At 66.0% G+C, this 20,546-nt stretch carries 17 protein-coding genes and 1 pseudogene; 8 read left to right on the plus strand and 10 right to left on the minus strand.

Annotation, left to right across the window (positions count from 1 at the left end; translation table 11 throughout):
- The first annotated feature begins 29 nt into the window (after positions 1 to 29).
- Entirely contained in the window at positions 30 to 428 is a 399-nt protein-coding gene (locus F9278_RS36950) for an OB-fold nucleic acid binding domain-containing protein (RefSeq protein WP_152172185.1), read from the plus strand.
- A 3-nt stretch (positions 429 to 431) separates the two neighbouring features.
- The gene (locus F9278_RS36955; protein ID WP_152172186.1) at positions 432 to 1,199 is read left to right on the plus strand and encodes a DUF3159 domain-containing protein; all 768 of its coding nucleotides are present in this window, start codon (positions 432 to 434) and stop codon (positions 1,197 to 1,199) included.
- A 147-nt stretch (positions 1,200 to 1,346) separates the two neighbouring features.
- On the opposite strand, the gene F9278_RS36960 is transcribed toward F9278_RS36955, so the two are convergent.
- The gene (locus tag F9278_RS36960) at positions 1,347 to 2,024 is read right to left on the minus strand and encodes a potassium channel family protein (RefSeq protein ID WP_152172187.1); all 678 of its coding nucleotides are present in this window, start codon (positions 2,022 to 2,024) and stop codon (positions 1,347 to 1,349) included.
- A complete protein-coding gene (locus F9278_RS36965; RefSeq protein ID WP_033525197.1) occupies positions 2,024 to 2,695 on the minus strand; it encodes a potassium channel family protein in 672 nt (223 codons plus the stop codon). The genes F9278_RS36960 and F9278_RS36965 overlap by 1 nt, the downstream gene beginning before the upstream one ends.
- A 525-nt stretch (positions 2,696 to 3,220) precedes the next feature.
- Here F9278_RS36965 and F9278_RS36970 point away from each other — a divergent pair.
- Entirely contained in the window at positions 3,221 to 5,314 is a 2,094-nt protein-coding gene (locus F9278_RS36970) for an APC family permease (protein ID WP_152172188.1), read from the plus strand.
- 102 nt (positions 5,315 to 5,416) lie between these two features.
- On the plus strand, positions 5,417 to 6,745 hold the full coding sequence (locus tag F9278_RS36975; protein WP_152172189.1) for a class I SAM-dependent RNA methyltransferase: 1,329 nt from the start codon (positions 5,417 to 5,419) through the stop codon (positions 6,743 to 6,745).
- Between the two features lie 326 nt (positions 6,746 to 7,071).
- Here the strand turns inward: F9278_RS36975 and F9278_RS36980 are convergent, their stop codons facing one another.
- The 8 genes from F9278_RS36980 to F9278_RS37015 form a co-directional block, all read right to left on the minus strand.
- Positions 7,072 to 8,463 carry an APC family permease gene (locus F9278_RS36980; RefSeq protein WP_152172190.1) on the minus strand — a complete coding sequence of 464 codons (1,392 nt, stop codon included), beginning with the start codon at positions 8,461 to 8,463 and terminating at the stop codon, positions 7,072 to 7,074.
- Between the two features lie 175 nt (positions 8,464 to 8,638).
- Positions 8,639 to 9,475, minus strand: coding sequence for a methyltransferase domain-containing protein (locus tag F9278_RS36985; RefSeq protein ID WP_319023125.1), 837 nt, complete (start codon positions 9,473 to 9,475; stop codon positions 8,639 to 8,641).
- A complete protein-coding gene (locus tag F9278_RS36990; RefSeq protein ID WP_193241800.1) occupies positions 9,466 to 11,310 on the minus strand; it encodes a pyridoxal phosphate-dependent decarboxylase family protein in 1,845 nt (614 codons plus the stop codon). The genes F9278_RS36985 and F9278_RS36990 overlap by 10 nt, the downstream gene beginning before the upstream one ends.
- 26 nt (positions 11,311 to 11,336) lie before the next feature.
- Positions 11,337 to 12,434 (minus strand): cupin domain-containing protein, encoded by a 1,098-nt coding sequence (locus tag F9278_RS36995; protein ID WP_226967108.1) that lies wholly within the window; start codon positions 12,432 to 12,434, stop codon positions 11,337 to 11,339.
- A gap of 42 nt (positions 12,435 to 12,476) precedes the next feature.
- Positions 12,477 to 13,508: an aminotransferase class I/II-fold pyridoxal phosphate-dependent enzyme gene (locus tag F9278_RS37000; RefSeq protein WP_193241801.1), complete on the minus strand. Its 1,032-nt coding sequence runs from the start codon at positions 13,506 to 13,508 to the stop codon at positions 12,477 to 12,479.
- A gap of 95 nt (positions 13,509 to 13,603) precedes the next feature.
- Positions 13,604 to 15,085 (minus strand): NAD(P)/FAD-dependent oxidoreductase, encoded by a 1,482-nt coding sequence (locus tag F9278_RS37005; RefSeq protein WP_193241802.1) that lies wholly within the window; start codon positions 15,083 to 15,085, stop codon positions 13,604 to 13,606.
- A gap of 488 nt (positions 15,086 to 15,573) precedes the next feature.
- Positions 15,574 to 15,768, minus strand: a complete 195-nt coding sequence (locus F9278_RS37010) for a ferredoxin (protein ID WP_152172195.1) — start codon at positions 15,766 to 15,768, stop codon at positions 15,574 to 15,576.
- Positions 15,765 to 17,135, minus strand: coding sequence for a cytochrome P450 (locus F9278_RS37015; RefSeq protein WP_152172196.1), 1,371 nt, complete (start codon positions 17,133 to 17,135; stop codon positions 15,765 to 15,767). The genes F9278_RS37010 and F9278_RS37015 overlap by 4 nt, the downstream gene beginning before the upstream one ends.
- A gap of 381 nt (positions 17,136 to 17,516) precedes the next feature.
- Here F9278_RS37015 and F9278_RS37020 point away from each other — a divergent pair, with 381 nt between their 5' ends.
- From F9278_RS37020 to F9278_RS37035, 4 genes and pseudogenes are all read left to right on the plus strand, one after another.
- On the plus strand, positions 17,517 to 17,855 hold the full coding sequence (locus F9278_RS37020) for a hypothetical protein (RefSeq protein ID WP_152172197.1): 339 nt from the start codon (positions 17,517 to 17,519) through the stop codon (positions 17,853 to 17,855).
- 114 nt (positions 17,856 to 17,969) lie between these two features.
- Positions 17,970 to 18,718 (plus strand): annotated as a pseudogene (locus F9278_RS37025) (transposase).
- A 613-nt stretch (positions 18,719 to 19,331) separates the two neighbouring features.
- Positions 19,332 to 19,541, plus strand: coding sequence for a hypothetical protein (locus F9278_RS37030; protein WP_152172198.1), 210 nt, complete (start codon positions 19,332 to 19,334; stop codon positions 19,539 to 19,541).
- A gap of 90 nt (positions 19,542 to 19,631) precedes the next feature.
- A complete protein-coding gene (locus tag F9278_RS37035) occupies positions 19,632 to 20,546 on the plus strand; it encodes a helix-turn-helix domain-containing protein (RefSeq protein WP_226967109.1) in 915 nt (304 codons plus the stop codon).

The following is a 20,546-nucleotide window of genomic DNA, read 5'->3' on the forward strand; positions in this document are numbered from 1 at the left end:
CTGTCGGCGGGCCCCGGTACGCTTTTGTCATGAGTGCTGTTCCTCGTTCCGAGAAGCCGACGGGCCGGTTCCGGCGCATGCTCGACCGGCTCTCCTCGTCCCAGACGGACCTGGAGTCGGAGGAGCTGCGCGAGGACGCGGACACCGCGGGCTGCACGCGCATATGTGACTGCCACGACCGACAGATAGTGACGGTTACTGGTACCTTGCGCACGGTCACGCTGCGCCCCCGTGCCGGTGTCCCGGCCCTGGAGGCCGAGCTGTTCGACGGTTCGGCCGCGCTGGACGTGGTGTGGCTGGGCAGGCGCTCCATCGTCGGGATAGAACCGGGGCGCAAGCTGATCGCATCCGGCCGGATCTCGATGAGCCGGGGCCGTAGGGTGCTGTTCAATCCGAAATACGAACTCAGACCGCTCGGACGGGAGTAGCCGGTGACGTCGCTCGACAAGCCGACGGAAGACGCCCAGCACGGCGTCCGGGACGCCGAGGGCGGCCCGGACGGAGCCGACGGCTCGCACGACTCCAGGGCGGTGACGGAGGCCGCGCTGTTCGAGGCGTTCGGTGGCGTCCGCGGCATGGTCGAGACCGTGCTCCCGGGGCTGCTCTTCGTCTCCATCTACACGATCAACAAGGACCTGCACTCCGCCGCCCTCGCGGCCCTTGGCGTCTCCGTCCTGCTGGTCGTGGTGCGCCTCGTCATGAAGGACACCGTCAAGCACGCCTTCAGCGGTGTCTTCGGGGTCGCCTTCGGTGTGGTCTTCGCGATGATGACCGGCAACGCCAAGGACTTCTATCTGCCGGGCATGCTCTACACGCTGGGCCTCGGGCTCGCGTACATCATCACGACGCTGGCCGGGGTGCCGCTGATCGGGCTGATGCTCGGCCCGGTCTTCAAGGAGAACCTGTCCTGGCGGAAGCGGAACCCGGGGCGCAAGAAGGCGTACGCGAAGGCGAGTTACGCCTGGGGCGCGATCCTGCTCGCCAAGTGCGCGATCCTCTTCCCGCTGTACTGGTGGGCCGACACCACCCAGCTGGGCTGGGTGCTCATCGCCCTGAAGATCCCGCCGTTCCTGCTCGCCGTGTGGCTGACCTGGATCTTCCTCGCGAAGGCGCCCGCGCCGATCGATGTGTTCGCGGAGATGGAAGCGGAAGAGCGGGCGGAGAAGGAGCGGAAGGCCGCGGCGCGGGCGGCTGACTAGGCGCCCGGCGGTGGTGCGGGGCTCACTGGGGCTGGACGGACCTGGACTGGGCTGCGAAAACAGCGTTGCGAAGACGGCATGAACGAAGGGGCGTCCCGAATCGCCGGGGCGCCCCTTCGTCGTCGCGGCCTCTCGCGGCCTCCCGCGTCAGCTCGTCGCGTCCTCGCGCCGTACCGACAGCAGGTCCTCCAGCTGTTCCTCGCGGGCCTGGGCGGCCACGAAGAGGAGTTCGTCGCCGGCCTCCAGGGAGTCGTCCGGGGTCGGGGTGAGGACCCGGGTGCCGCGGATGATCGTGACCAGGGAGGTGTCCTCCGGCCACTCGACGTCGCCCACCTGCGTGCCGGCGAGGGCCGACTCGGGAGGCAGGGTCAGCTCGACCAGGTTCGCGTCACCGTGGCTGAAGCGCAGCAGCCGGACCAGATCGCCGACGCTGACGGCCTCCTCGACCAGGGCCGACATCAGTCGCGGGGTCGACACGGCCACGTCGACACCCCAGGACTCGTTGAACAGCCACTCGTTCTTGGGGTTGTTGACCCGGGCGACGACGCGCGGCACGCCGTACTCCGTCTTCGCCAGCAGTGAGACGACCAGGTTGACCTTGTCGTCGCCGGTCGCGGCGATGACGACGTTGCAGCGCTGGAGCGCGGCCTCGTCCAGGGAGGTGATCTCACAGGCGTCGGCGAGCAGCCACTCCGCCTGGGGGACGCGCTCGACCGAGATGGCGGTCGGCGCCTTGTCGATGAGAAGGACCTCGTGGCCGTTCTCCAGCAGTTCGCCCGCGATCGAGCGGCCGACCGCTCCGGCTCCGGCAATGGCGACCCTCATCAGTGACCGCCCTCCTCGTCGGGGCCCTCGGCGAAGGACGCCTCGACCTTCTCCACGTCGTCCGTCCGCATCATCACGTGCACGAGGTCGCCCTCCTGCAGCACCGTCTGGGAGGACGGCAGGATCGCCTCGCCCAGGCGGGTCAGGAAGGCCACGCGGACACCGGTCTCCTCCTGCATCTTGCTGATCTTGTGGCCCACCCAGGCCGACGAGGCGTGCACCTCGGCGAGCTGGACGCCGCCGGTGGGGTCGCGCCACAGCGGCTCGGCCCCGGACGGCAGCAGCCGGCGGAGCATCTGGTCGGCGGTCCAGCGGACCGTGGCGACCGTCGGGATGCCCAGACGCTGGTAGACCTCGGCGCGGCGGGGGTCGTAGATCCGGGCCGCCACGTTCTCGATGCCGAACATCTCGCGGGCCACGCGGGCGGCGATGATGTTGGAGTTGTCGCCGCTGGAGACGGCGGCGAAGGCGCCCGCCTCCTCGATGCCCGCTTCGCGGAGGGTGTCGCGGTCGAAGCCGACCCCGGTGACGCGCCGGCCGCCGAATCCCGAGCCCAGACGACGAAATGCCGTGGGGTCCTGGTCGATCACGGCGACCGTGTGCCCCTGTTGCTCGAGGGTCTGGGCGAGGGTGGAACCCACTCGCCCGCAGCCCATGATGACGATGTGCACGACCGTCCTTCCGGTGTCAATAGCTACTGTTCAGCCGAAACGTCGAAACCAGGGTCTCAGACCGTCGCCCAAGCTACACACGTGCGGTCCACCGGGGGCACCCCCGTGCAGGCCCGGGTCACATCGTGGGACGACGTCGGCTGATCCGGCGGACGCTGATCCTCGTCAGGAAGCCGAGTCCGACGAGGGAGGCGAGAGCGCCGATCAGCTCCGCGGTCGCGGCCTGCATGGAGTCTCCAGGGAGTGAGAGGGAGGGAGGGAGGGAGGGAGGGAGGTGAAAGGGAGGAGGAGGTGAAAGGGAGGGGAGTGGGATGGGGTGGGAGGGGTGAGGGGGGGAGTGAGGGGGGAGGGGGGCGGAGAGCGTCATGGGATTCGTCATATGGACGTGAGGACGCCGCCCATCTGACCGGAGGATGCGTGACGTGACGCACCTCGCAGTCGTCGGCGGACGGATTTCACCCCGTGGCCCGCCGGGATTTCACCCGGATGTGCCCAGAACCAGCCGGGGCGCTTACGATCCTCTGCGTGTCCAAACTGACCGACGTGCCCAAACGGATTCTGATCGGGCGGGCCCTGCGCAGCGACCGGCTGGGCGAAACGCTCCTGCCGAAGCGCATCGCACTCCCCGTCTTCGCTTCCGACCCGCTCTCGTCCGTGGCGTACGCACCCGGCGAGGTACTGCTGGTCCTCTCCATCGCGGGCGTGTCGGCCTACCACTTCAGCCCCTGGATCGCCGTCGCGGTCGTCGTACTGATGTTCACCGTGGTGGCGTCGTACCGGCAGAACGTGCACGCGTACCCGAGCGGCGGCGGCGACTACGAGGTGGCCAACACCAACCTCGGCCCCAAGGCCGGACTCACCGTCGCCAGCGCGCTCCTCGTCGACTACGTCCTGACCGTCGCCGTGTCCATCTCCTCCGGTGTGGAGAACCTCGGCTCGGCCGTCCCCTTCTTCGTCGAGCACAAGGTGCTGTGCGCGATCGGCATCATCGTGCTGCTGACGCTGATGAACCTGCGCGGGGTGAGGGAGTCCGGGAAGCTCTTCGCGATCCCGACGTACGTCTTCGTCGTCGGTGTCTTCCTGATGATCGCCTGGGGCGCCTACCGCGGCCTCGTCCTCGACGACACGATGCGGGCGCCCACCGCCGATCTGGAGATCAAGCCCGAGCATCAGGGACTGGCCGGTTTCGCGCTGGTCTTCCTGCTGCTGCGCGCCTTCTCCTCCGGCTGTGCCGCGCTCACCGGAGTCGAGGCGATCTCCAACGGTGTCCCCGCCTTCCGCAAGCCCAAGTCGAGGAACGCGGCCACCACCCTGGCGCTGATGGGCTTCCTCGCCGTCACGATGTTCTGCGGCATCATCGGCCTCGCCATGGCCACCAAGGTGCGGATGGCCGAGAATCCGGCGGTCGACCTGGTGCGCGACGGCACCCCGGTCGGCGACTCCTACGTCCAGAACCCGGTGATCTCCCAGGTCGCCGCAGCAGTCTTCGGTGACGGGACCTTCTTCTTCGTCGTCCTCGCCGCCGCCACCGCGCTGGTCCTCTTCCTGGCCGCCAACACCGCGTACAACGGCTTCCCGCTGCTCGGCTCGATCCTCGCCCAGGACCGCTACCTCCCGCGCCAGCTGCACACCCGCGGCGACCGCCTGGCCTTCTCCAACGGCATCGTGCTCCTCGCGGGCGCCGCCGTGCTGCTGGTGTGGATCTACGGCGCCGACTCGACGCGCCTCATCCAGCTGTACATCGTGGGGGTGTTCGTCTCCTTCACGCTCAGCCAGACCGGCATGGTCCGGCACTGGAACCGTCATCTGCGCACCGAGAAGGACCCGGCCAAGCGCCGCCACATGGTCCGCTCCCGCGCGATCAACACCTTCGGCGCCTTCTTCACGGGCCTGGTCCTGATCGTGGTCCTGATCACCAAGTTCACGCACGGTGCCTGGGTCGCCCTGCTCGGCATGGTGATCTTCTACGCGACGATGACGGCGATCCGTAAGCACTACGACCGGGTCGCCGCGGAGATCGCCGCGCCGGACGGCCCGAGCGACGACGTCGTACGGCCGTCGCGCGTCCACTCCGTGGTGCTGATCTCCCGGATCCACCGCCCCACCCTGCGCGCCCTCGCCTACGCCAAGCTGATGCGCTCCCACACTCTGGAGGCGCTCAGCGTCAACGTCGACCCGACCGAGACCAAGGCGCTCCAGGAGGAGTGGACCCGGCGCGGCATCGACGTCCCGCTGAAGGTCCTCGACTCGCCGTACCGCGAGGTCACCAGGCCGGTCATCGAGTACGTCAAGGGGCTGCGCAAGGAGTCCCCGCGCGACGCGGTGTCGGTGATCATCCCCGAGTACGTGGTCGGTCACTGGTACGAGCACCTGCTGCACAACCAGAGCGCACTCCGGCTCAAGGGCAGGCTCCTCTTCACACCGGGTGTCATGGTGACCTCCGTGCCCTACCAGCTGGAGTCCTCCGAGGTCGCCAAGCGCCGGGCGCGCAAGCGGCAGGACTGGAGCGCGCCGGGGTCGGTGCGGCGGGGGCCGGCGCACGACCGGACGAAGGAGTCGTCGAAGAACTCGGCGAAGGAGTCCTCGGACAGCAAGGAGTCCTCGGGCAGCAAGGGCTGATGTTCGTGGTCGGCGGCCGGACGGCACCCACGTAGACTGGTGGGCTGTTGTCCGGCCGTTGCCGTTTCCCCTCCCGCTTCTCTCTTCTGGAGTCACCCCACCATGCAGGCAGAACCGAAGAAATCGCTGGTGGGGGAGGAGTACGAGGTCGAGGTGGGCCCCGTTGCCCACGGCGGCCACTGCATCGCGCGTACGTCCGAGGGCCAGGTTCTCTTCGTCCGGCACACGCTGCCCGGCGAGCGGGTCGTGGCGCGGGTGACCGACGGCGAGGAGAGCGCGCGCTTCCTGCGGGCGGACGCGGTCTCGGTCCTGTCGGCCTCCAAGGACCGCGTCGAGGCGCCCTGTCCCTACGCCGGCCCCGGCGCCTGCGGCGGCTGCGACTGGCAGCACGCCAAGCCGGGCGCCCAGCGCCGTTTCAAGGGCGAGGTGATCGCCGAGCAGCTGGAGCGGCTCGCGGGGCTGACGCCCGAGGAGGCGGGCTGGGACGGCACGGTGATGCCGGCCGAGGGCGACAAGCTGCCGTCGGGCGAGGTCCCGGCATGGCGTACGCGGGTGCAGTACGCGGTGGACGACTCCGGCCGGGCGGGACTGCGCAGGCACCGCTCGCACGAGGTCGAGCCGATCGACCACTGCATGATCGCGGCGCCGGGTGTCTCCGAACTGGGCATCGAGAAGCGCGACTGGACGGGCATGGCGTCGATCGACGCGATCGCGGCGACGGGCTCGCAGGACCGTCAGGTGATCCTGGAGCCCCGGCCGGGCGCGCGGCTGCCGCTGGTGGAGCTGGACAGGCCGGTGTCGGTGATGCGGGTCGAGGAGAAGGACGGGGGCGTGCATCGCGTCCATGGCCGCCCCTTCGTGCGCGAGCGCGCGGACGACCGTACGTACCGGGTCGGCAGCGGTGGTTTCTGGCAGGTCCACCCCAAGGCCGCCGACACCCTCGTCAAGGCCGTCATGCAGGGGCTGCTGCCGCGCAAGGGGGACATGGCGCTGGACCTGTACTGCGGTGTCGGCCTCTTCGCGGGCGCCCTCGCCGACCGTGTCGGCGACAAGGGCGCCGTTCTCGGCATCGAGTCCGGCAAGCGCGCGGTCGAGGACGCGCGGCACAACCTCGCCGACTTCGAACGCGTCCGCATCGAACAGGGCAAGGTCGAGGCGGTCCTGCCCCGCACGGGCATCACGGAGGTCGACCTCATCGTCCTTGACCCACCGCGCGCGGGCGCCGGCAAGAAGACCGTCCAGCACCTTTCGTCGCTGGGCGCGCGCCGCATCGCGTACGTGGCCTGCGATCCGGCGGCGCTGGCGCGGGATCTGGGGTACTTCCGGGATGGGGGGTATCGGGTGCGGATGCTTCGGGCGTTTGATCTGTTTCCGATGACTCATCATGTGGAGTGCGTCGCGATCCTGGAACCGGTCGCGAAAGGCTCCTGACCTGCGGTTTCTTGCGTGCGTATTATGTGCGGTGTGGGCGTTACGGGCGATATCGTGACGCTGAAATGACGCTCGTGACGCTCATTTGACGCTCGTTCTGATGGGGCGTCAGGCGCGTTGTGCCCCTGGTCAGGCGATGTGACTGCTGTACCGGAACACCTCCGCTCGCGCGGAGCTGACTGTCGTGCAGCATTCCTGGTCGAGCGATGTGATGTGCAACAGAGGTAGCATCGCAGCCGATCGCCGGGCTGAGCGGTGCTGAAGTGGCTGCGCGAACGACCGCAAGTCCCGCAAGAGCGGCACCCCGTGCGCACCTGCGCGCCAGATCAGGTGATCGACTGTCGGCCGATCCGCGCATACACGTCCGGACGCCGCGACCGGAACACCAAGGCGAGGACGAGCCCGGCGAGGAAGACCCCCCAGACGATCACCTGCAAGGTGACTGCCGTCCCGCGGCTACCTCCGGTCAGGAGGACGAAATTGGTGAAGGCCAGGTAGAGCGCCGCACCCAGAGCCGCTGTGGCCAGTGCGGGAGCGATCACGGTGTGCCAGCGCGTCGCGTCGTCGACCTTCCCGCGCGATCGGTGGAAGAACACGAGAACGGCCAGGCTGGTCAGGAACATGAGCACGAGAATGGGGAAACCGCCGGCACCGGTCAGCCAGGCGTACGCCGTCGCCGGGTCGCTGCCGGTGAACGCGAGTACAGCGACGACGAAGACGGCGCTCACCATGACGGAACTCATGTAGGGCGATCCGTGACGCGGGTGCACCCTGCCGAGGGGCGACGGCAACGCCCGGTCGGTGCCCAAGGAGTACCCGTACCGGGCGATGATGTTCTGGCACGAAAGCACCCCTGCGAACACAGAGGTCACCACCAGCACCGAGATCACATCCCGTGCCCACGTTCCTACGAACCGCCCCATGGCGTCCGAGAACATGCCCGGTGGGTTGGTCGTAGCCACCTGCGTGGCATGCGCCGTGCCGTAGGCGACCACGAGCAGCCACGTGACGACGATGTAGAAGACACCCATGGAGAGCACGGCCAGATAGGTCGCCCGAGGGACCGTTCGCCGTGGATCCCTGGTCTCCTCACGGAAGATCGCCGTGGCCTCGAAGCCTATGAAGGTGGTCACGGCGAAGAGCAGGGCGACCCCCACGGCTCCTGACCTGAAGGAGCCGAAGGCGAACGGGGTGAGCGAGCGCCCCTGCGGCCCCCCTCGGAGGGCGACAGCCAGGTCGAAGATCAGGATCACCACGATCTCCAGCACCATCGCCAGCGACAGCACCTTGGCGGACACGTCGATCCGGAAGTATCCGAAGATCCCGACGACCACGACGAGAGTCAGCGAGTACGACCACCAGGGCAACGATGGGCCGCCGAGCGAGTCGGCGACCATGTCGTTGGCGACGATCCCGAAGAAGAGGGAGGCGCCCACACCGATCATGAAATACCCGAGGACAGCGAGGAGACTCGCGGCCATCCCGACCACCCGGCCCAGACCGGCGGTGATGTAGGCGTAGAACGCGCCGGGGTTGGGGAGATAGCGGCTCATCGTGGTGTAGCCGACGGAGAAGACCACCAGCACCAGGGTCGCCGCGACGAAGGCGAGTGGTGCTCCCGCGCCGGCGGAGCCGATGACCAGCGGTATCACGCCCACAACGCTGGCCAGGGGAGCCGCGAAGGCCAGAACGGTGAAGGCGACCTCCATGACACCCATGCGCCCTTGGAGTTGGGGGCTCGCACCTTCGAGGGCGCCAGCCCCGGATACTGCCGCCGTCGGCTCTGTCGGCTCTGTCGGCTCTGTCGGCTCTGTCGGCTTGAAAGCGGTTTAGTCGCTCATGTCATGACCTTGTCCTGTGAGCAGAGACAGAGATGATCCTGTGGATCCGGGCTCAGGCGCTGTGAACGACGAGGAAGAGCCGCTGGAACGGAAAGAGAGTGCGACCGTCCGGCAGGGGCGGGTAAGCCGCGCGCAGCCGTTCCAGGTAGGTGGTACGGAACTCGGCGAACTCGGCAGCGGTCAGCCCGTCGATGACGGGCCGTAGTCCGGCGGCCTCCGCCCAGGCCCACACCGGATCGGGACCGTCCAGGACGTGTAGATACTCGGTGCTCCAGATGTCCACTTCCGTGTTCGGGCCGGCCAGCAGGTCGTAGTAGCCCATCGCTTCCACCGTGTGCCGGCGGTACAGCGTCCGACGCAGACCGGGGGCGCCCAGGGGCGTGCCGCCCCGCCCACCGTCCTCCAGCGTCTGGGTCATCAGCCGGAACCACGGCGTGCGGTGGAACACCGGCATCTGCGCCGCCAGTACGCCGCGGGGAGTGAGGTCGCGGACCATGCGCCGCAGGAGGTCGCCGTGGTCGGGGACCAGGTGGAACAGCGAATTGGCGAACACCAGGTCGGGACGCTGCCGCGGGCGCCAAGAGCTGATCTCCACCTGGTGCAGATGTGCCGTGGGCGCGGCCTCGGCCGCAGTCCGCAACATCTCCGGGGAACTGTCGACGCCGTGAACCTCGGCGCCGGGGAAGCGTTCGGTCAACACGCGCGTGAGCGTCCCGGGGCCGCACCCGAGGTCGTACACAACCGCAGGAGGCGTGTCGAACGAGACGCGGTCCAGCAGCTCCAGCGCCGGGCGTATTCGGTGTTCCGGGAAACGCAGGTACAACTGGGGGTCCCAGCTGACTTTTGACGGTCTGTCACTGCTGTCCGTGTGTGCGGGGGTCACTTCCACTCCTTCGCTGAAGCAGGAACGGAGACCGGTCGGGCGGCGACGCCATCGGTGCCCACCTTGGCCACGGACCGGGAAACGGCGGCCCGCAGCCGTAGCTCGACGACGTCCAAGGCCGCCGGCCCGAGCTCTTTCATCGTGCACAACCGCAGCACCTGCTCCACCCCTCCGGGCAATGGACGGCCGGTGAAGGAGTTTCCTGACACGTAGAGGCTGGTCAGCGGTTCATCAGCCGCCTCGGCAAGGATCGAGTCGAGCGCCAAGCGGCCGAAGGCGCCCCCACCGACGCGCCGGCATTCACTTTCCCGCGGTCCGACGGACAGATTGAGGATGTTCAGGTCCGGGGCGAAGCAGCTGATGACCTCGGAATCCACGCCGTAGGTTGCCGTTGGCCCGGTCCGGCCGGTCTCGGAGAACCGCTTGTGCAGTCTCTGAGCCGTCGCGACGCAGCCGCCCAGCAAACGGCCGTAGCCCTGCGAATGCAGCCCGATCTGTCGGTGCGCGGCCCATACGGCGGCAGCCGCCGCTCCAGGGCGACCCCCTTCGAGCGTGTGTGGACCGAAGGGGATGCGCGTGCCGTTCCCCTGACCGAAGTACATCGACTCCCGGGCCACGAGGGAGACGGCTCGTCTGTCGCGAAACACCAAGCCGCCTGCCGGATAGGGGCTGTGGCCGCTCTTGTGGGGATCCACCGTGACCGAATCGGCGAGGTGCAGTGCACGGAAGGCGGCGTGGACCTCCGGTTTCATGCGGGCGCCGCTTCCGTCCAGCGGTCGGTCCTCGAAAGGAGCCATCGTGCCGTCGGGTCGCAGCCACAGGCTGCGGCAGTATCCGCCGAAAGCGGCATCGACATGGACATAGAACGATGCGCCGAAACGCCGCTCGCAATCGGCCCGCAACTGCAGGATGGCGTCGAGGTCGTCGACCGCGCCTTCTCCGCTGCTGCCGCACATCGCCACCACGGCCAGGATCGGCTGCCTGTTCGCCAACAGGGCGCGCACTCGCCTGCCGAGTGCCCGTACGTCCACCCTGTGCGTCTGGGTCAGTTCCACCTTCTCCACATCGGCGGGGCCCAGCCCGAGCAGGTCGGCGCACCTGTCCCAGGTGTAGTGCGCGCTCTGGGCGAGCAGCAGCGTGCCCGATGTGTTCGCCTCCCGGCGCTGCTCGGCGGCCAGCCGCCCCACCTCGGGGAGCAGCCCGCGCGCGGACAGGGCTGCGAGGAGATCCAGCACTTGGGGTACTGGCATGTTGGCCAACACCAGGGGGGAGCGATCGGCGACGAGGTCGGCTGCTGCGGGGTGGGCCTCGGCAGCGGAGGGCACGCTGCGCAGGTTGCGGGCGATCCACAGGGCTTCGAAGTTGGCCGAGCTGCCTCCCGATGAGAGGTGCGCCCACCCGGTGCCGAGCTGGTAGCCGATCAGGCGGCAGAGGTCGTCGGAGACCTCGTGTTCCAGCTCGGTGGTCACCGGAGCGGTCTCCGGTGTGACGTTGTTGGGGTTGTAGAGCATCGCGCAGAGGTAGGCGAGGCTCGCCGCTACGGGGATGTCCGGCGTCATGTGGGCCAAATACAACGGCGAGGGGACGGGCGTCGCCTGGTGCGCAAGCCGCCCGGACAACTCGCGCACCAGGCTTGCGACGGCATCCATGTCCCCCGCAGGACCTGCGGGACAATCCGCTACGGCCTCGTGCGTGGGGTCGATGAGAGCCGGTGCGGCAGCTTCCGCGCACTGCGCGTGCCACCGGTAGTAGTCGTCGATGACTTGTCGCAGCAGTTCCGTGAACATGTCGCGGTTCTCCGGGTGCGGAAACAGTCCCCCACCCGAGTGCGTGTGCCGCATGGGCCCTCCTTTCCCGCGTCGTCCCGTCAGCGCACCATGTGGGCGGAGATCCGTTCGAAGAGCAGATCGATCTGGTCCCATGCCTGGGCACAGACCTGCATGAGCTGCGGGAATTGCGCGGCGGACAGTCCCCTGAGGTAGTCACGGCCCAGTTCCCGATGATCCTCGTCCACTTCGGAATGGAGATCGAAGTAAGAGGTGCCGGATGTGTCGGTGCCGGCTGCGTTTTCCTCGGTGAAGGCCACGGTGGTGCGTTCGCCGAACACCTGGCAGCATGTCTCGACGGCCATGTGAACGATGACGATCTTCGACGCCTCGTCCGTTCCGTGCATGTGCATCACGAACCAGTTGCCGACGGCTTCCAGAATGGGGTCGTACACCGTGTCGCTGACTCCGTGCTTTTCCTTGAGCAGGAGGTCGTGTCCGAACTCCTCGCGCAGATGGCCCGCGTACACCTCACGCAACAGTGGATCGGCGCAGGTCGCCTGCCGTGCGTAGAGCATGCGCTGGAAGTACACGGACCAGACGTAGAGAGCGGAGACGAAGCGGTCGCGCATCCTTCGGTCTCGTCGCACATGGCCGCCGTCGAACAGGTCGAAGAAGTGGTGATCGCTGAATTTGCGCAGCCGCTCGGCGTTGTATTCCTCCAGCTTGGCCATTGGCGTGGAGTCCCCGCTGAACTCGACTCGTGCCGCGTGTTGGTTCTCGTAGAGCCCGATTCCCTCGAACTGCACCGAGAGTCCGTAGAACTCCTCACCCGGCCTGGTCACGAAGCCGTGCCGGGCGCCCGGGGGAACGGCGACGGTGTCTCCCTCGGCCAGCTCTTGCTCCTTGTCCCCGAGGAGTCGGACCGAGCCCTTGCAGACGATGATCATCGACTTGATCGGGTGTTGGTGGACGTCCAGTTGCTCGCCGTCGGCAAGGCGGACCCAGGAGACCGAGAGGCGGCCGGTTTCCGGGAGAAAGCCGGCTAGGAGGTCGTTCCGCCGGAAGTCCCGTTGTTCTCCGAGCTGGTGGGTGTTGCCCTCGACGATGACGGAGGATATCTGTCGGATGTCATTGCGTGAGACGGTCAGGACAGCGGTGTCCAACTGCTGCTCATCGACGGCGAGTTGTTCGGTCACGTGTGTTCACCTTCCTGCGAACGCGAATGGGAGAGAGGGAAGTCAGGGAGCGGCACGTCGAGCGTTCCGCTGGAGAGCGGCAAGCAACTGCGCGTTCTCGGACGGGGGTCCGACAGAGATCCGCAGATGATCGCGCCAACCTTCCGGCTCGGGTGCCACGGCGATACGAGCATCGTGCAGTTTCGGCAGCACGGAGTCCTGGTCGGCGATCCGGACGGAAATGAATCCGGCGTCCGCAAAGACGTCGAGCACGTCAGGACAGTCCATGAGGTTTTTCGCCAACCGGTCGCGTTCCGCCACGCAGGAAGCGATCCTGGACGCGAGCTGTGCGGGTTTGGTCAATTCCCCTGTGGCGGCCTCGGCGACCAGGCTCGGGACGGGGAAGGGCATGCGTACCTTGCGTACCTCGTCAAGGACGGCGGATGCTCCGAACAACGCTCCGAGCCGCAGATTCGCCATACCCAGGGCCTTTGACATCGACCGCACCGAGATCAGGTTGGGGTGGGCGTCCAGCTTGTGTCGGTGCGAAGGTCGAGCGGTGAACTCGGAATAGGTCTCGTCGATGATGACGAGCCCGTCAAAGCGATCCAGCAGGCGGTCCAGGTCACCGGCGTTCAGACAGGTGCTGGTCGGGTTGTTGGGATCGCAAAGGAAGATCCCTTTCACCGGAAGCGACAGCAGGCGATCGATGTCCAGTCGGTCGTACCGCGCCCCGCCGAGTGCCACACGATGATGTGCGACGTTGTGCAGTGTCGCGAGCCGCTCGAAGAAGCCGAAGCTCGGCCATGTGACCGCCACGGCATCCTTCCCCGGTTCGAAAAGCGCCCGCAGTACCAGATCAAGTGCTTCCGTGGCACCCCGAGTGATCACCGCATCCGCTGCTGAGGGACGGCGCACGCTGCCTTCGGTAGTTGGATCGAGGATTTCCAGCGCGCTCAGATATAAAGGAGCAAGGAAATCCGGTGAGTGCTCGGGGTAGCGAAGATACTGCCCGCCGAAAGGATTCTCATTGAATCGAAGATTGATGAATCCAGAGGCTTCAGGGCGCTGTCCTGAAGGGCCTGGCAATCCCAAGAACTGAACACATTCTCGCACTGGTCCGACACCTTTACGGGTCTTGGAATTTAGTCGACTTGTTGCGGCGCAGGTCGGCGAGGTGGCGCCCAGGGCTAAACTGCCGTGGCCTGTGTGGGTTTCTGGTGGTAGGTGCGCGCCGCGTGCAGGTAAAGGCGCAAGTCGGCCAGACCTTCCGAGGCGGTGAGGCCCTGGAGAGCCATGAGGTTGTCCGGCGGCAGAGCAACGAGTTCGTCCAGCTCTTCGTGAACTCGTCGGGCCCGCTGCCTCGAGTGCTGAGCGACCGTTTCGCTGTCGAGCCAGAAGGGAAGGGTCAGGCCGTATTCGTAGGCGGCATCCACTTCGTGCGAAGCGAATTCCGCGATGGCCTGCTCGACGGTCATGGTCTGGATCGGCAGGCGTTTCGGGGTGAACCAGTCGAAGTCCGGGTTGGTGGTGGCCTGGTTCAGGACGGTATCGGCGACCTGGCGGGCGATGACCGGTGAGCAGTGGAATCCGTCCCGGTAGGTTCCGGTGGCGAAGTGGAGCCCACGGAGGCTGCTCTCACCGATCAGGGGGAAGCAGTCCAGGGACATCGGGCGCGCTCCGTGCAGCCATTGGGTGACCTGCGAGGACGCGATCTTCTGGTCGAGGTGCTCGCATATCTGGCGCAGGAACGCGTGGCCGTCGCCGACCCCGGGTCCGTGTGCCGGATGGAGCGTGACCATGTTGTTGGCGCCTATGTACTCCCAGTCCTCTCGGGCCAGGGGCACCAGGTGGAGGCCGCATGATCCGGCGCGGATGGGTGTGCGCAGTACCTCGCGGGCGCGGTGGGGGACTGTGCGCCGGGTGAGCAGTGACAGACCGTTGCCGTGCAGCATGGGTGGGGTCTCGCCGGGAGGCAGGACAGTGTCGGCGAGAGCGCTGCTGGCACTTCCGGCCGCGAGGATGACGGTGTCGGCCCTGAGTGTGCTGCCGTCGGTGAACCGCACGCCGGTGACTGTGTCGGCGCCAGCCAGGAGGGCCTGCACCGTGGCGGGAAGAATGTGGACGCCATGGCGGCACGCTGCTGCTTCCAGCGCGGTGACGACGGCCCGTGCGTCGATGGCGCCTTCGCGGGGCAGGTGCACGGCGTGCGAGGGGCGTGCGCTGGGGCTGGGATCCAGGCCCTCGATGTCCTGGGGGTCGACCTGCTCGTGCGGCTCGTCGTACTTGATGAGCGCTGCGCGCATGGCCTGGAAGTTCTCCTGGGCGAGCTGCCCCGACCTGCCGCTGAGCAGCACGAACGTACCCCCGGTTCGCGAGGCACGCAGGGCCGTGGCGTCGTGCCCGACGTCGTCGCAGAGCCGGTCCAGCCACGCGGGCCACTCGTCGAGCGCTTGGCGTGCGATGGCGAATTTGGCTTCGGCGGCAGGATGTTGATGGGTGTATTTTGTCGCTTCGCCGAAGCAATTCAGCATTGCGCCGGCCGCCATGGATGCCGAGAGGTTCCGTCCCGGAGGGCCGATTACCGCGATGTTGAGCTTCGGTGCCCGGCGTGCGATTTCGGCAGCGATCGAGAGTCCGAGTACGCCGTTCCCTACGACGGCGATATCCATACTACTTCGAGCGGTCATAAGGTATCTCCCGGAAGCGATAGGATGAGAGAATCAAACTGCCCCGTAGGGCACCGCAACGGTGCATGCGCCGGAGCGGTCGAGGTCGCGCAACTCACTCGCCAGTCCGGTCGTAGTTATTTGGACGACCAGATCTCGCCTACTCCGTTTATGGTGGCAGGTTATTTTTCCTGACACTTGTCATCCCGTGCGCAGTTTTCTGTCGGTGCGTGCCACGTCACCGGAGTTGGCGGTGGGTACGGTCGTGGAGGGTGGCCGGCGAGGTAGCCCGGTCCTGCCGCGGTGACGGGCAAAGGCCGCGCGGAACATTGGACTGAACTTCGCCGCATTGGCTATTCGCCGACGTGCCGCGATCGCGCTGATGGCGATCGAAACGACTTGGTCCGCAGTTCCGGGAACGTGGGCCAGAGCCGCGGTTCATCGACGGTAGGGAAGCGTCCGCAGCACGGAGTCGTACTCCTCCCTCGGCCTCATGCTTCGAGTCGCAGAGCACCGACCGGGCAACTTCGAACCGCTTCCTGGACCCGCGATTCATCATCAGTGCTGATCTGCGGCTCGAGTACCGTCAGCGCACCCTCATCGTCAAGCTCGAAGTAGGCCGGTGCCGCAACTTCGCACATGCCGTGCCCTTCGCAGGTGACACGGTCCAGTACGACCCGCTTCATCCGGTCACCTGCCCAGCGTTGCCGCTGGTGCGGGTCACTGCGGGCGTCTCCCCCACGAGCTGGGCCCATACTTCCCTCGGGCGCCTCAGGAGCAGCCCATCACACTTCTCCCACGTCGCTCGGCGGCCGGCAGCCATGCGCGGATAATGATCCATGAGGGCGTCGATCGCCATATACGCCTCCATTCGGGCCAACGGCGCACCGAGGCAACTGTGAATACCGCGTCCAAAGGCGACATGCTGCACGGCAACCTGTCGTGTGATATCGAAATGACGAGCTGTCGATCCCCAGGCAGCGTCGTCGTGATTGGCAGACTGGATGCTGAGGTAAGCCTTGTGACCCGCGGTCACGGGGCACTCGCCGATGACGGTGTCCTGTACTACGGATCGCGTCATGAACTGCGCCGGCGAGTCAAACCTCAGAGACTCTTCGATTGCGTTTTTGAGCAGCGATCGGTCGGCAACTATGCGCGCCCAGTCGCCATGTTCCAAGAGCCGGTATATGCAATTCGCAATCAACGCACGGGTTGTGTCCGTAGCAGCGGCGAAGAGTTGCCTCAAGTGCATGACGACCTCAAGGTCTTCCATCTCGCGCTCTCCCGGAGCAGCGAAACAGAGATTGTCCAGGACGTCGTCCCGGCGGTGCTCAGGATGTTCGCGCCGGTCGCGCACGATCTGACCCATCAGTTCCATCAGTCTGTCGTATTCCGGCATGGTCGTCTCGGGCGCAGGGACCGCCTCGACCAGCGCGTCCGCCAGGACCTCGACCTCGGACCAGTACTCCTCGGAAAGGCCGATCATGGAGTACGTCACGGCCGACGGGATGTGCGATATGTAGTCCTTGTGGAGGTCCACTTCGCCGGAGAGCGGTAGCCCGTCCATCGTCTTCGCTATGACTCGTGCGACATGTGGACCGAGCAAGCGGAGCTTCTTGGGAGCCATGCTCCGAAGAAGCCTCGACCGTAGTTCCGTGTGTACTGGCGGGTCGAGGTTCGTAATACCAGGAAATGCGTGATTCCGATCTTCGCGGCCAATCGTGAAGTTCCCCCTGTTCGAAAAGGCCGCACTATCCTTGAACAGGGCTCGGACATCTCTGTCAGAGGTCACGACGAACAAGACATCACTGACTTGGGTGACGGGGCACTCGCGGCGCGCGGCTTCGAGAGCGTCGTCGGGATCGGCCACGTGACCCGCATTGTGCGGGGTGAACGGAGTAACGTTTTCTTCGGTCACGTGTGTTCGCCTTCCTGCGAATGCGAATGCGATAGAGGGTTTCGTGGAGTTTTGCTCGGCGATCCGGATGGAAATGAATCCGGCGTCGGCAAGAACGTCGAGCCCCTCAGAACAGCCCATGAGGGTTTCCGCCACCTGGTCGCGTTCTGTCGCACAGGAAGCGGTCCTGGACGCGAGTTGTGCGGGTTGGTCAATTCCGCCAGTTCGGTCGCCGTTATTTGAAAACTAAGTCGCGGCTACTTCTGTGTATGGTGCCAGGTTATTTTTCCTGATACTTGTCATCCAGTGCGCAGTTTTCTGTCAGTACGTGCCACGCCACCGGAGTCGGCGGTGGGTCCGGTCGCTGAGCGCGGCCTTTTGCCCGTCGCCTCGGTAGTCCGGTCCTCCCGAGGCGACGGGCAAAGGCCGCGCGAACTGGCTGAAACGGTGCAATGAGAGTGCGCAGAGCTCGCAATCCGATCATGGGCGAGCCTTCTTGAGGCATCTCCAGCAGATGAGGCAGAGGACGAGGGAGACGTGAGCGTCGTGCAGGTCGAGCCGTCTTTCCCACTGGGCGGCCAGGCGATTGAACTGGTGGAGCAGGACCGGGGGCCCGCGTGGACGGCCCGGCTTGCCGGTGACGGGCGGGATGCCGTCCGGCAGGGCCAGGATTCGGGTGACGTCGTTGACGTTGGTCGCAGTGATGATGCCCCTGAACGGGTGCCGCTCTCGCCTGCAGATCAGTTGGTGTTCACTGCCCGTCTTCCGATGGCCGACCGGCGAAGGGCCGGTGGCTTTACCCTCCCCTCCTTCGCACGGATGTGGATCAACGGACATTTCGTGGAACCATGCCCGGACCCGGTTGTCGATCAGTGAGCTCTTTCAGCGTGGCCACTGATCGGGTGACGGGATCGGTGCCCGCAACGCACGAGGCTCCCGTGCCGTCGGGGGAGGTGTTCGAAGTCTCAACCCACAGGCGCAGGAGCCGCGTTGGTTCCGTATTCTGCCGCACTCGACCTTCCTCACGCCCTGGTCGAGTGGGTCACCATGCTCATCGTCACCCGCGAGGGTGACCGCCGCTGCAAGCTATCGCCGCACCAGCGTGCGCTGGTCGGCCTGGTGTACCTGCGCCGGCACGACACCCTCGCCCAGCTCGCGGCCGGCTTCGGTATCTCCGTGGGCACCGCCCACGCCTACACGACAGCCGTTGTCGACCTGCTCGCCGACCGCGCCCCGGCCTGCTGCGCGCCCTGCGCGTAGCCGACCCGGACCACGTCCTGCTCGACGGCACCCTCGCCGAGTGCGACCGAGTCGGCGACAGCCGGGCCGACTTCTCCCACAAACACCGACGCCACGGGGTGAACGTGCAGGTCGTGACCGACCCTGTCGGGCGGCTGCTGTGGATCTCACCCGCACTGCCCGGCCGCGCGCACGACCTCACCGCGGCCCGCGCCCACCGGATCATCCGGATCTGTGAACGCCAGGGCGTTCCCATCCTCGCCGACCGCGCCTACATGGGAGCAGGCCCATGGGTGACGACACCCCTCAGACGCCCACCGAACGGCGACCTCACACCGACCCAGCAGACCGTCAACCGCGCGCTGTCCGCGGCACGGGCGCCCGTCGAACGCGGCGTCGCACGACTGAAGTCGTGGCGGATCTTCCGCAGATCCCGGTGCGGCCCGAACCGAATGTCGGCAATCTCGGCGGCCGTACTCACTCTGGAGCGGCAACGCTGAAGAAGCTCAGTCCGTCCCCAAGCGAGACCGAGACCGCTTCGTCGGCGTCCCGGCCGAGGAGACTGAGCAGTCGCCGTCCCTCGCCGCCAAGGCGTGGAGCACGACGACGCCTGGCCGTCGCTCAGCGCCTGGATCGATATCGAGCTCACGGTGATCTTCGCGACAGACGGTGCCATATGACTCGTACGCCGCCGAGACGCCGCTTCCGCTTACAACTCCCGCAGGGTCAGCGATGGCTCGATGCTCAGGTAGGCCGTTCATCTGGTCATGGTGAGGGCCGGAGCATGTGAGCTGATCATGCAGGAGTACCGAGCCAAAGCTCGTCGCCATGCGTGATCGCCGAACTCATCTCTCGGGCGATCTCCGACAAGCCCATCGCCAAGGGCCCCAACAACCCCCGGAATCGCCGTGGTTCTGACCAGCGACGCGTATCCAAGACCATCGCCGACCACCTCCTGCCACAGCACACCGACTACGCAGCACAGTGCCGAGCAACCACTCGCATCGCATCAGGAACTGGCCACCTTCACCCGTACGCGGCTGGGGACGTTCGGAGTGACGGAGACGGCCCGCAAGCCCGGCTGGATCAGGCGATATCGCAGGCGCTGACGCCATGTCAGAAGCTGCCGCCGACCACATCGCCGACCACATCGAGACCGCGAACCTCTCGGCAATTTTTAGTTCACTGCAAGTTTACTTACCATTAGATAACCATATGCAGGCGACAGGGTGGGGTGCCTTTGCTGTCTGCTTTAATTCGTTCACGCAAGCCTGGAAGTTGGCTGAAAATCGCCTTCATATTATTGACTGCAAATCGAAATGATTACTTCGTTGGAAGTTGGATGGCGAAGACAGTAAGAAGAAAGGTAAGTAAGAAGGCCTGCCGATTCTGTGCATTGGAGGGTGGTCCTCCGTGGTCAATCCTGAGAAGTTTCCCTTTCTTGCCGGTGAGCATCCTTACGGCAGTTATTTGCGCACGCCGATGTCGCACATGGACATGAACTCTATCAGTGCGGACGGAATTGAAGTGACGACCGTGGACTGCGGACCGGCCGCCATCAGGTTCGAGAATGACTCAAGCGATCCCCATGCGTCGCCACAATGCGTCATCTTTTACATGCTGTCGGGGGTCGCATTCACGGTCCACGAGGGACATTGTGTGGAAATCGATACGGGCACTCTTATTGTCACCGATAACTGTGCCGACTTCTCATTTCACACGCCGGGTGTCTCGCGACTACTCGTCCTCCGCTTCGCGGGAGAGATGATGGACGCAATGCCGACCGCACACCGGGGAGCTTTCCGCGTGGTACGGAGACCCGAGGAGTCACAGACGGGATCGCTGTTATTTCCCCTCCTCAGGACTCTTGCCACGGAAATTTGGAACGTCGACGGTGAATTAGGTCCCGGCCTGGGGCATATCGTTTGCTTTCTCGGTATGTCCATGGCGAGAATCGCGTACGCAGATATGAGCGACTACCACCCGGCCGGCGGTGTCCCCCTCTTGATCGATGTGAAGGAATCCATCGAAAGGCAGCTCAGCTTTTTCGGCGTCGGACCGGCAACAATTGCGGCCGAGCATCACATATCAGTGCGGCAACTGCACCGGCTGTTCGAACCTGCCGGCGAGAGTGTCATGCAGTACATCAGGCGCCGGCGTCTGGAGGGTTTCGCACGCGACCTTGTCGATCCAGATCTGCGACACCGGAAAATAAGTGAACTGGCCGCCGCCTGGGGCATGCCGGACTCAGCGATGCTCAGCAAGAATTTCCGATCCGCCTACGGTGTGCCACCTCGGGAATACCGCAAAAGATACTGTCCCAAATGA

It is taken from the genome of Streptomyces phaeolivaceus, assembly GCF_009184865.1.
In the GTDB taxonomy this organism is placed as follows: Bacteria; Actinomycetota; Actinomycetes; order Streptomycetales; family Streptomycetaceae; genus Streptomyces; species Streptomyces phaeolivaceus.